Origin of the sequence: Pseudonocardia sp. N23 (genome assembly GCF_002583555.1) — a bacterium.
Taxonomy (GTDB): Bacteria; Actinomycetota; Actinomycetes; order Mycobacteriales; family Pseudonocardiaceae; genus Pseudonocardia.
Genome location: NZ_BEGX01000012.1, coordinates 51476 through 63640 on the forward strand (window position 1 = coordinate 51476; position 12165 = coordinate 63640).

14 protein-coding genes are annotated in these 12165 nt (G+C 73.3%); 7 read left to right on the top strand and 7 right to left on the bottom strand.

Going from position 1 to position 12165, the window contains the following annotated elements:
- Positions 1 to 4 precede the first annotated feature (4 nt).
- Positions 5 to 1252 (top strand): CdaR family transcriptional regulator, encoded by a 1248-nt coding sequence (locus tag TOK_RS05785; protein ID WP_098956750.1) that lies wholly within the window; start codon positions 5 to 7, stop codon positions 1250 to 1252.
- Positions 1253 to 1850: 598 nt separating this feature from the next.
- Positions 1851 to 2285: a hypothetical protein gene (locus tag TOK_RS05790; RefSeq protein ID WP_098956751.1), complete on the top strand. Its 435-nt coding sequence runs from the start codon at positions 1851 to 1853 to the stop codon at positions 2283 to 2285.
- Between the two features lie 4 nt (positions 2286 to 2289).
- On the opposite strand, the gene TOK_RS05795 is transcribed toward TOK_RS05790, so the two are convergent.
- On the bottom strand, positions 2290 to 2748 hold the full coding sequence (locus tag TOK_RS05795; protein ID WP_216361867.1) for a hypothetical protein: 459 nt from the start codon (positions 2746 to 2748) through the stop codon (positions 2290 to 2292).
- A 199-nt stretch (positions 2749 to 2947) separates the two neighbouring features.
- Between TOK_RS05795 and TOK_RS05800 the strand changes: the two genes are divergently transcribed.
- Positions 2948 to 3646: a TetR/AcrR family transcriptional regulator gene (locus tag TOK_RS05800; RefSeq protein WP_098956752.1), complete on the top strand. Its 699-nt coding sequence runs from the start codon at positions 2948 to 2950 to the stop codon at positions 3644 to 3646.
- A 129-nt stretch (positions 3647 to 3775) separates the two neighbouring features.
- Here TOK_RS05800 and TOK_RS05805 read toward each other — a convergent pair whose 3' ends face one another.
- The 4 genes from TOK_RS05805 to TOK_RS05820 form a co-directional block, all read right to left on the bottom strand.
- The gene (locus TOK_RS05805) at positions 3776 to 4291 is read right to left on the bottom strand and encodes a GtrA family protein (protein WP_098956753.1); all 516 of its coding nucleotides are present in this window, start codon (positions 4289 to 4291) and stop codon (positions 3776 to 3778) included.
- Between the two features lie 119 nt (positions 4292 to 4410).
- A complete protein-coding gene (gene pcaG, locus TOK_RS05810) occupies positions 4411 to 4953 on the bottom strand; it encodes a protocatechuate 3,4-dioxygenase subunit alpha (protein ID WP_098956754.1) in 543 nt (180 codons plus the stop codon).
- Complete coding sequence (gene pcaH, locus TOK_RS05815; RefSeq protein WP_098956755.1) at positions 4946 to 5662, bottom strand: protocatechuate 3,4-dioxygenase subunit beta; 717 nt, start codon at positions 5660 to 5662, stop codon at positions 4946 to 4948. Before pcaH ends, pcaG begins: the two co-directional genes overlap by 8 nt.
- Positions 5659 to 6840 carry a 4-hydroxybenzoate 3-monooxygenase gene (locus TOK_RS05820; protein ID WP_098956756.1) on the bottom strand — a complete coding sequence of 394 codons (1182 nt, stop codon included), beginning with the start codon at positions 6838 to 6840 and terminating at the stop codon, positions 5659 to 5661. The genes pcaH and TOK_RS05820 overlap by 4 nt, the downstream gene beginning before the upstream one ends.
- Before the next feature lie 67 nt (positions 6841 to 6907).
- Between TOK_RS05820 and TOK_RS05825 the strand changes: the two genes are divergently transcribed.
- Entirely contained in the window at positions 6908 to 7657 is a 750-nt protein-coding gene (locus tag TOK_RS05825) for an IclR family transcriptional regulator (protein WP_098956757.1), read from the top strand.
- 264 nt (positions 7658 to 7921) lie between these two features.
- Positions 7922 to 8710 carry a hypothetical protein gene (locus tag TOK_RS33220; protein WP_098956758.1) on the top strand — a complete coding sequence of 263 codons (789 nt, stop codon included), beginning with the start codon at positions 7922 to 7924 and terminating at the stop codon, positions 8708 to 8710.
- 79 nt (positions 8711 to 8789) lie between these two features.
- Here the strand turns inward: TOK_RS33220 and TOK_RS05835 are convergent, their stop codons facing one another.
- Positions 8790 to 10079 carry a competence/damage-inducible protein A gene (locus TOK_RS05835; protein WP_098956759.1) on the bottom strand — a complete coding sequence of 430 codons (1290 nt, stop codon included), beginning with the start codon at positions 10077 to 10079 and terminating at the stop codon, positions 8790 to 8792.
- A 34-nt stretch (positions 10080 to 10113) separates the two neighbouring features.
- Positions 10114 to 10410, bottom strand: coding sequence for a hypothetical protein (locus TOK_RS05840; protein WP_141566272.1), 297 nt, complete (start codon positions 10408 to 10410; stop codon positions 10114 to 10116).
- Positions 10411 to 10592: 182 nt separating this feature from the next.
- On the opposite strand from TOK_RS05840, the gene TOK_RS05845 reads away from it, so the two are divergent.
- Positions 10593 to 11252, top strand: a complete 660-nt coding sequence (locus TOK_RS05845) for a response regulator transcription factor (RefSeq protein WP_098956761.1) — start codon at positions 10593 to 10595, stop codon at positions 11250 to 11252.
- A gap of 230 nt (positions 11253 to 11482) precedes the next feature.
- On the top strand, positions 11483 to 11863 hold the full coding sequence (locus TOK_RS05850) for a PASTA domain-containing protein (protein ID WP_172457428.1): 381 nt from the start codon (positions 11483 to 11485) through the stop codon (positions 11861 to 11863).
- The last annotated feature ends 302 nt before the right edge of the window (positions 11864 to 12165 follow it).

The window sequence follows — 12165 nt, forward strand, 5'->3', positions numbered from 1 at the left end:
ACCGATGGCCAATCCATCCGGACGGGGGTCCGGCCCGCGTGACCGGCGCGTCCGCCCCACCGACGACGAGTGGCTGCAGCGCGTGGCCCAGGAAGCCGGTCGCGACGCCGGCGGCGTGCCCGTCGAGCTCCTCGGGGGGTTCCTCTCCGTGCTGGCCCAGGCCGCGACGAGCGGGCGGCGCCCGGAGCGGGCCGAGCTCGACGCCGTCGGGCACAACGGGCGGCGGGCCGCCGAGCTCGGTGTCTCGGCGGGCCATGCCGTGCAGCTGTACCTGTCCGCGGCGTGGCGGTTGTGGCGCGAACTGCCCAGGGTGGTGCGCTTCCCCGACAGCGCGACCACCGCGACCGCAGCAGAGGCCGTCATGCGCGCGGTCGACCGCGCCGTCGCCAGCCTGGCGGAGGGCTACACCGCGGCGCGGCGCGACATGATGCGCAGCGAGGAGACCCTGCGCCGTGAGCTCATCGAGGACCTGCTTCGCGGGGACGCCGACGTCGGGGCTCTGGTCGAGCGGGCCGAGCCGTTCGGGCTCGACATGGCCCAGCCCCACCAGGTCGCCCTGGCCGCACCGACAGGCCGCCTCGTGGACACCGAGATGGCCCTGAGCAGCCTCGAACGCGCTGTCGTGCAGGGCATCGGCGACCGCGACGTGCTGGTCGCGACCAAGGACGGCAGCATCGTCGTCGTCGCTCCGGCAGCCCCAGTCGCCGCCGCGCACGCCTCCGGCCCGCCGCGGGAGCTGGGCGAGCTGATGCGGGCCGAGCTGGGCCGGGCGCCGCGGGGCGGCCCCTGGCGGATCGCCGTCGGCAGGCCGCACCCCGGCAGCTACGGCATCGCACGCTCCTACGAGGAGGCCCGCGAAGCGCTGGGAATGGCGATGCGGCTGCAGCTCGACGTCCCCGTCGTCCGGGCCGAGGACCTGCTGATCTACCGGGTCCTGCTGCGCGACCAGCCCGCAATCACCGACCTCGTGCACACCGTCGTGAGCCCGTTGGCCAGGGCACGCGGTGGCGCGGCTCCGCTGCTCGCCACACTGGACGCGTACTTCGCCACGGGCTGCGTCGTCACCGAGACGGCGCGCCGGCTGCACCTGTCCGTGCGCGCGATCACCTACCGACTCGAACGGATCTCCGAGCTCACCGGCTACGACCCGGCCGATCCCGCCCAGCGGTTCACGGTGCAGGCCGCCGTCCTGGGAGCCCGGTTGCTGGGCTGGCCGCAGTCCGAGCTGCCCGCCCCCGCACCACCGGAGTGACGCGTAGTCGTCCTCGGGACGGGCCGAACACATTGCCAGGGCCCGGCAACGTGGGCGACGAGTTGTTGGCGGGGCGGCTCCGGTGCCGCTGCCACCGCGACCGGGCATCGTGGGTCTCGAGGCCGAGGTGGGAGTCATTCGGGACGAGGGGCCGGTATCCGGCCGCCGTACGGTTGCCGCCGATGTCGGCCTGGGCTCCGAGGACGAGAGGACCGTGACGGTGGCGGGCGTGGACAGACGGGTGGTCGCCGGTGTCAGCGGTGTCTGCACGCGCGGCGCTCCGCCGTCGACCTCACCAGCGGTCGCGACGCGGTGCACCTCGGGGCAACCGTGGAGGACCTCACCCCGGTACTGGCGGCCCCTGGTCCTCGAGGGCAACCCGAGCGCCGGTCGACCGGCCTCACCCTTCGGGAGTCCGACGTGCTGGTCCTCGGCGGCGGCCGTCCTCGACGCCGCGCCATGCCGCCCACGCCCCGTCGGTGCGTCCGCTACGCCTGCTGCCCCGTCCTCGTCGTGCCTGCGCCGGGGACGGTCCGAGACCGGCCCACCGTGAGGGGCCTGCGCAGGGCCCGGAGCGCGTCCGGCCGGGCGGTGTGAGGTGACGACGACGAGTGTCGCCCGGACCGGAACCGGGACGACGGATCTGCGCGCGACGCGAGCGCTCGAGCTCGTTGCCGAGATCGTCCGCAGGGCCGGGCTGGACTGCCGGTCCGACCCGGACGACGACGACGTGGTGCTCGCCCGCCGCCCCGCGCCCGCGAACGGCCCCTGGACCGTCCGCGCCGGGTGGTGCGCCGACGACTCCGGGGCCCGGGCGTTCGTCGGGCCCGCCGACGGGCACCGGGCCCGGCTGGTTCGCAGCCGCAACAGCCGCTCCCTCGCCGCCCTCATCCTCGTCCAGGCCCTGCGCGACGACCCGGACGAGCTGGTCAGCCTCGGTGAGGCGGCGGCCTGCGGTCTGGCCGGGCATCTCCTCCCGGACCGGCCGACCGCGCTGCCCGGGTCGCGAGGCCCTCACCCGAGATCCAGGTGACGCGTCACAGAGCCCGGTCCGTGAGCGGCACCGTTGTTCGAGGACCAGGCACGTCCACGGGCAGGGTCACGTTCGTCAGGCGCTCCGCCTCGTCCCAGAGCCGGGAGGCGACGGCGAGGTCGCAGCCGCGGCGGGGCAGCCTGGCGGGGCCGGTCTCCCCGGTGAGACCGAACAGGCCTCCGGGTCCCCAGTAGCCACCGTTGTGCGCAGCAGGGTCGGCGATGGCGTAGAGCAGCGGCTCGGCACCGATGGAGACGTCCTGCGACGGCACGAACCCGGGAGCGGTGGCGAGCCGGGAGGGCTTGCCGTCGCCGAGGCTCGCGCCGGCAGCCTGCAGGTTGGTGCGGGTGTGGCCGGGGTGCGCGCAGGTGCTGCGCAGTGCCCAGCCGCGGCGGCGGGCGAGGTCGGCGAGCTGCTGGGACATCAACATGTCGGCGAGCTTGGACTGGGCGTAGGACCGCACGGGGCTCCACCGGCGCCGCTCCCATGGCCTCGCGACCGGTACCGCTGTTGGCGCCGGTGACGACGATGCGCCGGCCGCTCTGGTCGGGGACGACGTACATGAGGAACCCTCTTTCAGACCGTCGGTCTCTTAGTGCGGCCGACGCTAACAGACCGCCGGTCCGTCACGCAACGAACCATCGGTCTGTAATCTGTGACGCATGACGTTCCAGCGGGCCCGCAGCGCCGAGCAGCGCGAGGAACGCCGGCGCTCGATCCTCGACGCGGCGTCGGCGATGCTCACCGAGATGCCGGTCTCGGCCGTGACGCTCAACGAGCTGGCCCGCCGTGTCGGCCTGGCGAAGTCGAACGTGTTGCGCTACTTCGACTCCCGCGAGGCGGTCCTGCTGGAGCTGCTGCACGCGGCGTTCACCGAATGGCTCGACACACTCCGCGCGGAATCTCCCGCCACCGTCGCCGACCGGGGCGAGTGGCTCGCCGCGGTGCTCGCGACCTCACTGCGGGAGCGGCCGGTGCTGTGCGACCTCTTCGCCTCGCAGGCCTCGGTCCTGGAGCACAACGTGTCGCCCGAGGTCGCGGCCGACTTCAAGAGGAAGGCACTCGCCGACGTCATGGCGCTCGCCGAGGTGGCGCGCGCGGTCGTGCCCGAGCTGGAGGAGGACGCGCTCGCGCTGGCCGCGACGGTCGTCATGTCGGCGGGCGCGATCTGGTCGCACACCTGCCCGTCGGAGGCGATGAAGTCCGCCTACGAGGCCGACCCCGCCCTCGCGGCGCTGGCGCTCCCGCTGGGCGACACACTGCAGACACTCTTCGCGACGCTGGTCGCGGGCCTGCTCGCCCGCCGCGATCGGGGTCTCTCCGCGACCCTTCCCGGCCCCTGGAAAGGGGGTCGTGCGTAGATCTCGCGTCCACGTCGCCCTCGTTGCCCCTTCGCGCCGACGGCCTGCAGCTGCTCGGCGGAGCAGTCCCCGGCACCCGGGATCTCACGCTCGATCACGTACCTCGACATGCTCCCGACGCCGACGACCTCATGCGTGCGCCGACCCGTCCGAACAGACGGGGGCGAACACCCAGTACCGCATCACGACGAACCGCAGCAGGCCGCCGAGCACGCTCGCGGCGGCGACCGTCAGGGCCTCCTCCCACTCGCCGGCGCCCGGGGCCAGCCACCCCAGCAGCAGGAGCACCACCGAGGAGTAGAACGCGTAGAAGACGACGGTGACCACGTCCTGCACCGAGGCCCGCAGGCGGTGCGCATCGGCGCCGTCGAAGGTGAAGCGGCGGTTGAGCTCCGTCGTGAGTGCGGTGCTCAGCAGCAGGGCGACGACGTTGGCCGGGACCGGCGACATCCACGTCCGCATGGCGAGGTAGATCAGTGCGTTGAGGCCCGTCCCGGCGCCGCCGACGACCGCGAACCGGGCGAGCTGGACGAACGTCGGGTGCTGCAGGCGCAGCCACTCGATCCGGCGGGTGAGGGCGGGCAGCGGCGTCGGCAGGTGCAGACGCGGTCCGCGTCCGCCCTGTTCGATCACGCCGTTCGCCATCGTCGCCCTCCCCCCGGTTCAACCGTCGATGACAGTTTTCCCATTCCCAGGCGGGGGCACGCTCAGTGCGAGCTGTGGATCACCTGTGAGAGGTGTCGGATCACACCCGTCCGGGTGGCTCAGACCGTGAAGAACACCGTCTCGCCGTCGCCCTGCAACCTGATGTCGAAGCGCAGGTCACCGCGGCCGTGGTCGACTGCGACGAGGGTCGCCCGCCGCGCGGCGGGGACGGCGGCGAGGACAGGGTCGGCGGCGTTGGCGGCGGTCTCGTCGGGGAAGTAGATGCGCGTGACGACGCGGTCGAGGAGGCCACGGGCGAAGACGCTGACGTCGACGTGGGGCGCCTGCCCGTCGACGGGCCCGGGTTTGAGCGTGCGGATCTCCCAGTGGCCGTCTCCGTCGGTGGGGCAGCGGCCGAACCCTCGGAAGCCCGTGCGCGACGAGGACTCCGGATGGTCGAAATGACCAGCGGGGTCGGCCTGCCAGGTCTCGACGACCGCGTCGAACACGGGCTCACCGGCCCCGTCGAACACGATGCCGCCGATGTGGATCGCTCCGGGGGTGTCGTCGGGCACGACGTCGGGGCCGTCGGGCCAGGGCAGGCCCAGCGACAGGAACGGGCCGACGGTCTGCGACGGGGTCAGGCCGGGCCGGTCAGTCATCGTGGGGCTCCTCGAACGGGGTCTGCTCGCGGCCGCGCAGGACGATGTCCCAGCGGAACGCGAGCGCCCACTCGGCGCGGGTCGCGTCGAGGTCGAACGACGACACCATCCGCTGCCGGGCGTCGGCGTCGGGCACCGAGTTGAAGATCGGGTCCTGGCCGAACAGCGGGTCGTCCGGGAAGTACATCTGCGTGACGAGGCGCTGGGCGAACGACGTCCCGAAAAGCGAGAAGTGGATGTGTGCGGGCCGCCAGGCGTTGTGGTGGTTGCCCCACGGGTAGGCGCCGGGGCGGATCGTGGTGAACGACCAGGTGCCCGTCGAGTCGGTGAGCACCCGGCCGCCGCCGGTGAAGTTCGGGTCGAGCGGGGCGGGCCAGTTGTCGCGGGCGTGGGCGTAGCGGCCCGCGGCGTTGGCCTGCCAGACCTCGACGAGGGTGTCGGGCACCGGGCGGCCGTCGGAGTCGAGAACCCGCCCGGAGACGACGATGCGCTGCCCGATCGGCTCGCCGGCGTGCTGGGTGGTGAGGTCGTGGTCCGACGGGCCGATGCGGTCGGCACCCAGCAGCGGGCCGGTGACCTCGGTGAGCCGATGCGGCAGCAGGACCGGTGGCTGCGCCGGCGCGCGCAGCCCGGCGCTGCGGTACGCGGAGTACGCCAGCGGCGGATGCGTCCCGTCGGGCGGGAGGGAGAAGGGGGCGGGGCGGCTCATGCGGGACCTCCGTGCGGCAGTCCGGTGTAGTTCTCGGCGAGGCTGGTGGCCGCGGCCCGCGACGACACCGTGTAGCGCAGCTGCGAGAGCTGCAGGGCGCGGCCGAACGCGTCGCCGTGCTCGGTGTCGGGGCCGTAGCGGTGCAGCATCGTCGTCATGAAGGAGGAGAAGTGCTCCGCCCGCCACACCCGGCGCAGACAGGTCGCGGAGTAGGCGTCCACACCCGTCGTCGACCCGCGGCGCAGCAGGTCCTCGAGCGCGTCGGCGAGGACGGCGACGTCGGCGACCGCGAGGTTCATGCCCTTCGCGCCGGTCGGCGGGACGATGTGGGCGGCGTCGCCCGCGAGGAACAGCCGGCCGTGCCGCATGGGTTCGGCGACCATGCTGCGCATCCCGGTGACCGACGGCCGCTCCACGAACGGGCCCTCGTTGATCGCCAGACCGGCCAGCCGCGCGCCCAGCTCGTCCCAGATCCGCGCATCCGACCAGCGCGCGGCGTCCTCGTCGGCGGGAACCTGCAGGTAGAGACGGGTGACCTCGGGGCTGCGCATCGAGTAGAGAGCGAACCCGCGGTCGGAGCCCGAGTAGACGAGCTCGTCGCGAGTGGGTGCGGCCTTCGCGAGGACGCCGAGCCAGCCGAACGGGTGGGTGCGCTCGACGACGGTCGGGGCGAAGGCGCGGCGGCTGACGCCGTGGAAGCCGTCGCAGCCGGCGACGACGTCGCACTCGAGCTCGCGGACGATGCCGGCGGTGTCGGTGAAGGTGATCGAGGGCCGGTCGGTGGTGAGGTTGTGCAGGGCGACGTCGGCGGCCTCGAACTCGATCGTGCCGCCGTCGCGCAGCCGGGCGGCGATCAGGTCCTTCACGACCTCCTGCTGCCCGTAGACGACGATGCCGCGACCGACGAGGTCGGCGAAGTCGATGCGGTGCAGCGTGTCGTCGAACAGCAGGGAGATGCCGTCGTGGGGCATGCCCTGGGCGTCCATCCGGTCGCCGACCTCCTCGGCGCGCAGCAGCTCGGCGGTCGGGTGCTCGAGGACACCGGCGCGCACCCGTTGCTCGACGTAGGTGCGGCCGCGGGCCTCGACCACCACCGAGTCGACGCCTCGCCGGGCCAGCAGGTGCGACAGCAGCAGGCCGGCGGGCCCGGCGCCGACGATCCCGACCTGGGTCCGCATCCGCCCGAGCCTGGTGTCCGTGCGCTCCCGACTCGACCGCGCTTCCGCTGAACGGAAGGATGGACGGGTGCCGACGGTGACCGCGCGAGTCCTCGACGTGCTGGCGGCGTTCAGCGCCGACCGGCCGCGGCTCACGCTGTCCGAGCTGGCCGCCCGCGCGGGGCTGCCGTTGAGCACCGCGCACCGCCTCGTCGGCGAGCTGACGGCGTGGGGTGCGCTCGAACGCGGCGACGACGGCCGCTACCACGTGGGCCTGCGGTTGTGGGAGGTCGCCGCGCTGGCCCCGCGGGGCCTGGGGCTGCGCGAGACCGCGATGCCGTTCCTGGAGGACCTCTACGAGGTGACGCGGCAGAACGTCCAGCTCGCGGTGCTCGACGGCACGGAGGTCGTGTACGTCGAGCGGCTGGCCGGCCGGTCGTCGGTACACGTGTTCACCCGCGTCGGGGGGCGGCTGCCGCTGCACGCGACGGGCGTCGGCCTGGTGCTCCTCGCTCACGCCGACCCCGGGCTGCGCGAACGGGTGCTGGCGGCACCGCTGCGGCGCTACACGGCGAAGACGGTGTGTGACCCGGCCGAGCTGCGCCGGATGCTCGCCGACGTCCGCACCACCGGGGTCGCGATCAGCGACGGTCAGATCGAGCTGATCTCGCTCAGCGTCGCGGCGCCGGTGCGGGGCCCGAACGGTGACGTGGTGGCGGCACTGTCCGTCGTGGTCCCGTCGGACGGCACGAACCCGCACTCGTTCGTGCCCGCCGTCCGCGCCACCGCCCGCGGCATCTCACGCGCCCTGGCCGCGAGTGAGCATCACTTTCAGTGATCGCACGCCTCTCGTCGCGTCACCGTACGTGTCGAGAAGTCGTCGAGATGTCCGATTCCATCAGAGGTAGAGTGACCTGGGTCATAGTCGAGCAGATCTCGTAACCCCTTCGAGTGGCCCTCGTTGGAGTGATCGACGCGGTGATACTCACCGCCCTTCCCCCACCGGAGCCGACCGCGACACCGAACTCCCACGTTCGTCCACAATGGACGAACGGTCGGACGCGGAACGACCGGTGATGCGAGATCACGAGGAGAACGTCGGATGCAGATCACCAAGACCGCCCGCCGCGCCGCCGTCGGTGCCGTCATCGCCCTGCCGCTCGTCCTCGGCGTTCCGGGCGTCGCGTTCGCAGGCGACAGCGGCGGTCACGGCGGTCACGGCAACGGCGGCGGCCACAACGGCGGCGGCCACGGCGGTCACGACGGTGGCGGCCACGGCGGTCACGACGGTGGCGGTCACGACGGCGGCGGCAACGGCGGCGGCCGCGGCGACGACTGCGACGGCTCGCAGACCGCCGCGCAGGGCGGCGGCCTCGCCGACGTCACCGCCGCGGTGAACCCGGCCCTCAACGTCGGCAACATCCTCAACCTGTTCGGCACCCAGGCGCAGAACGCCCAGGCGAACAACAACACCAACTCCGGCATCCAGCAGTTCGGCTGCGGCGACGGCGGCCAGGGCGCCTTCCAGGCAGGAGACGTCGTCTCCGCGCTGGTGGGCGTGAACCCGGCCGCGAACGTCGGCAACATCGGCAACGTCGGCGGCACTCAGATCCAGAACGCCGAGGCCACTAACAACACCAACTCGGGTGTCCAGCAGGTCGCCTCCGGCCGGCACCAGAGCGGCGACGACGACCGCCGCGGCGGCCGCCACCACCGCGGCGGCAACGACGGCGGCGACCAGACCGCCGTGCAGGGCCCGAAGCTGATCGGCATCGACGCCGACATCTCACCGGCGCTGAACGTCGGCAACATCCTCAACCTCGGTGGCACGCAGCTGCAGAACGCGAACGCCGCCAACAACAGCAACTCGGGTGTTCAGCAGGCGCGCTGACACACCCTCGCCGGCGGCGGCGGGGGCCGACGCCTGAGAAGGGCGGTGATCGCTTCGGCGGTCACCGCCCTTCTCCTCGTCACGACGGGCGCGGTCGCACCGCCCGCAGGATCAGGTGCATCGCCGTGTCCACCGACCGCTCCCGGATGTCGGCCCGGCTGCCCCGCAGCCGCGGATCGCGCGCCAGGACCGTGCCGTCGGCCGTCGTCACGCAGAAGCAGACGTACCCCACCGGCTTCGCCTCCGTGCCCCCACCCGGACCCGCGACCCCGGTGATGCCCACGCCCACGTCGGCCCCGAAACGGTCCCGTGCCCCGTCGGCCAGCGCCCGCGCCACCTCCGGCGACACCGCGCCGTGCACCGCGATCATCTCCGCCGGCACCCCGAGCAGCGACGTCTTCGCCTCGTTCGAGTAGGCGACGACGCCGCCCGCAACATAGGCCGACGACCCCGCCCGGTCGACCAACCGCCCCGCCAGCAGCCCCCCCGTGCAGGACTCCCCCGTCGCGACCGTGAACCCGGCGTCCAGCAGGGCCTGCGCCACCAGCTCGTCGACCGTCGTGCCCTCCGCCGACACCAGGTTGCGGGCGTGCCGCTCCACGAGCAGCCCGGCCAGCGTCTCGGCCGCGGCCTCCGCGCCCGGCCGGGGCCGCAGGTCGACCTCCAGCTCCGACCGCCGCAGGCACGTCCCCACCTCGACGCCCGAGGTGTCCAGCGAGCCCTCGACCTCCCGCAACGTCGCCGCGATCTCCGACTCCGGCAGCCCGAAGAACCGCAGCAGCCGCGCGTTCGCAGGCGGGACGGTCGCCAGCAGCTCCGCCGACGCGGGCGACGCCAGTGCCGCGGGCCACATCCCCTGCAGCTCCCGCGGCGGGCCCGGCAGCACCACCACCAGCGGCCCACCAGGCCGGTCGACCACGAGCCCCGGCGCCGTCCCCACCGGCGGCAACGCCGTCGCACCCCGCGGGACCAGCGCCTGCTTGCGCGTCGCCATGTCCAGCGCGGGACCCGCGAACCCGGTGCGCGCGCCCCAGTCGGACAGGATCTCCTCGATCCGGACGCGCATCGCCTCGTCGGGCTCCAGCTCCACCCCGGCGAACCCGGCCACCACCTCGGCCGTCAGGTCGTCGGCGGTCGGACCCAGACCACCACTGGTCACGACGAGCGCCACCCCCGCGCCGGCCAGGAAGTCCAGGGCCCGCAGCAGGTCGCCCGGCCGGTCCCCCACCGCGACGACGTGCGCGACCTCGAACCCCAGATCCGCCAGCTGCCGGGCCAGCCACGGCCCGTTCGCGTCACTGATCGCACCCGTCAGCAGCTCGCTGCCCGTCACCACGATCCCGGCGCGCGGCCGGCCACCTTCACCCATGAGGGAACCGTAAACGCACGAGGGGACCGGAGCGTCAGGCGTCCTTGCGGCCCGTCACCCACTGGGCGTCGCTCATCCGCAGCACCGCCGCGATCTGCGACTGCATCGGGTTCGACACCCCCGAGGCCGGATAGTCGGCCTTCGACGGGCTCGCCTCCCGCACCGTCGCGGCGAACCCGGCCGCGGTCAGCACACCGCCGACGACCGCGACCGTGCCGACGGCGCGGCGGCGGAACCGGGTGGCGGGAGCGACCTCGACCCCGGCGGCGGCCGGGCCGGCAGCGGCGGCGGCGGCGGTCGGGGCGTTGGTGGCAGCGGTCGTGGCGGCCATCGTGAGCTCCTGGGGGTCTCGGTGGTCCCGGTGGGGGTCGTTCGTTCCGGGGACCACCCTGCCGCCGCGACGGCTCCCACCCGACCCTGCAACCATGCCGATCCCGGCGTCCACCCCGCCCGACCCCCGGGGTGTGGCCACCACACCTGTGGATTGCAGGAGGCTTCCCTAGAGTTGGGGGTGTGACGATCAGTGTGGTTCTGGCCGAGGACAACGCGCTGCTGCGCCACGGGCTCGTCCGGCTCGTCGGCGCCGACCCCGACCTCGAGCTCGTCGGCTCCGCCGCCGACCTCCCCTCCCTGCGCGAGCTCGTCGACGAGCACGCACCGCAGGTCGTCGTCACCGACATCCGGATGCCCCCCACCAACACCGACGAAGGCATCGCCTTCGCCGCCGACCTGCGCACCAGCAGCCCCGACACCGGCGTCGTCCTGCTCAGCCAGTACGCCGAGGCGACCTACGCGCTCAAGCTCCTCGCCGAGGGCACCGCGCGGCGCGGGTACCTGCTCAAGGAACGCGTCGCCGACGGCGCCGAGCTCAACGAGGCCATCCACCGCGTCGCCGGTGGCGGCTCCGTCATCGATCCCACCGTCATCGAGGGCCTCGTCGCCGCCCAGCGCGCCAAGCCCTCCGAGCTCGACAAGCTGACCCCCCGTGAGCTCGAGGTCCTCGGCGAGATGGCGCAGGGCAAGGCCAACGCCTCCATTGCCGCCGCCCTCGTCCTCTCCGAGCGCGCGATCGAGAAGCACACGAACTCGATCTTCTCCAAGCTCGGTCTCTCCGAGGAGCGCGACCTCAACCGCCGCGTCAGTGCCGTCCTGGTCTACCTGCAGAACTCGTGATCGATCAACATCTCGTGCCTGGGCGCTCCGAGGTCGACCGGCTTCGCCCCGGAGACCGGCGAGCAGGTGTTCGACCTCGGCTCCGTCCGTGCACGGCACGAGGCGCGACCGGGGCGCGGGGCGCGGACCGACCTGCGTAAGGAAGACGCCTGACCGCGGCTGCAGCCGTAACGTCTCCGGCACCCCACGCGAACAGGCCGTGTCGGGCCGAACGAACACCGGGAGCGAACGTGCCGATCCGCGCCGCAGTGCTCGTCCTCGCGCTGGTCGCCGTCACCGGGCTGGCCGCCTGCGGCACACCGGGTTCTCCTCCGGAGACGACCGTGACCGTCACCGCCCCGGCCGCCGGCGACGACGCTCCCCAGCCCCGCACTCCCACGTCGACGACGGCCGCGACCCTCACGATCCCCGACCTCGTCGGGAAGAACGGTGCGATCGCCGAGAACGCCCTGACGCAGCTGGGCTTCACCCAGGTCCGGCTCGCCGCCGACCCGAGGTCGGGCCGCTCCGTCGTCGTACTCCCGGAGAACTGGACCGTCACCGCGGTCGAGCCCGCCGCCGGCACCGCCGTCCCGACGACGCAGCTCGTCGTCGTCACGCTGACGAAGTAGCCGCGCGCGAGCAGGTGCGCGGGGGTCGCGACGGACCGGGCGCGTCGTTCCGAGCGTGTCCTCATGTCGCGCGGAACCCTGACGACACTCTCGAGGCCGCTGCGGACGGCGAGTCGTGCCGCTTCCGCCCTCACCCTCCCGCAGCCTCGCCTCGACCAGCGTCCTCGCAGACCTGCTGTCCCGCGCCGAGACCGACGTGAATGCTGTTCCGGGGCGACCCGACAGCACTGATGTCGGTCTCGGCGCCGCGGGACTGTAAAACCAACGGTGTAACTCCGATCGAGGAGGAAGCACACGATGGC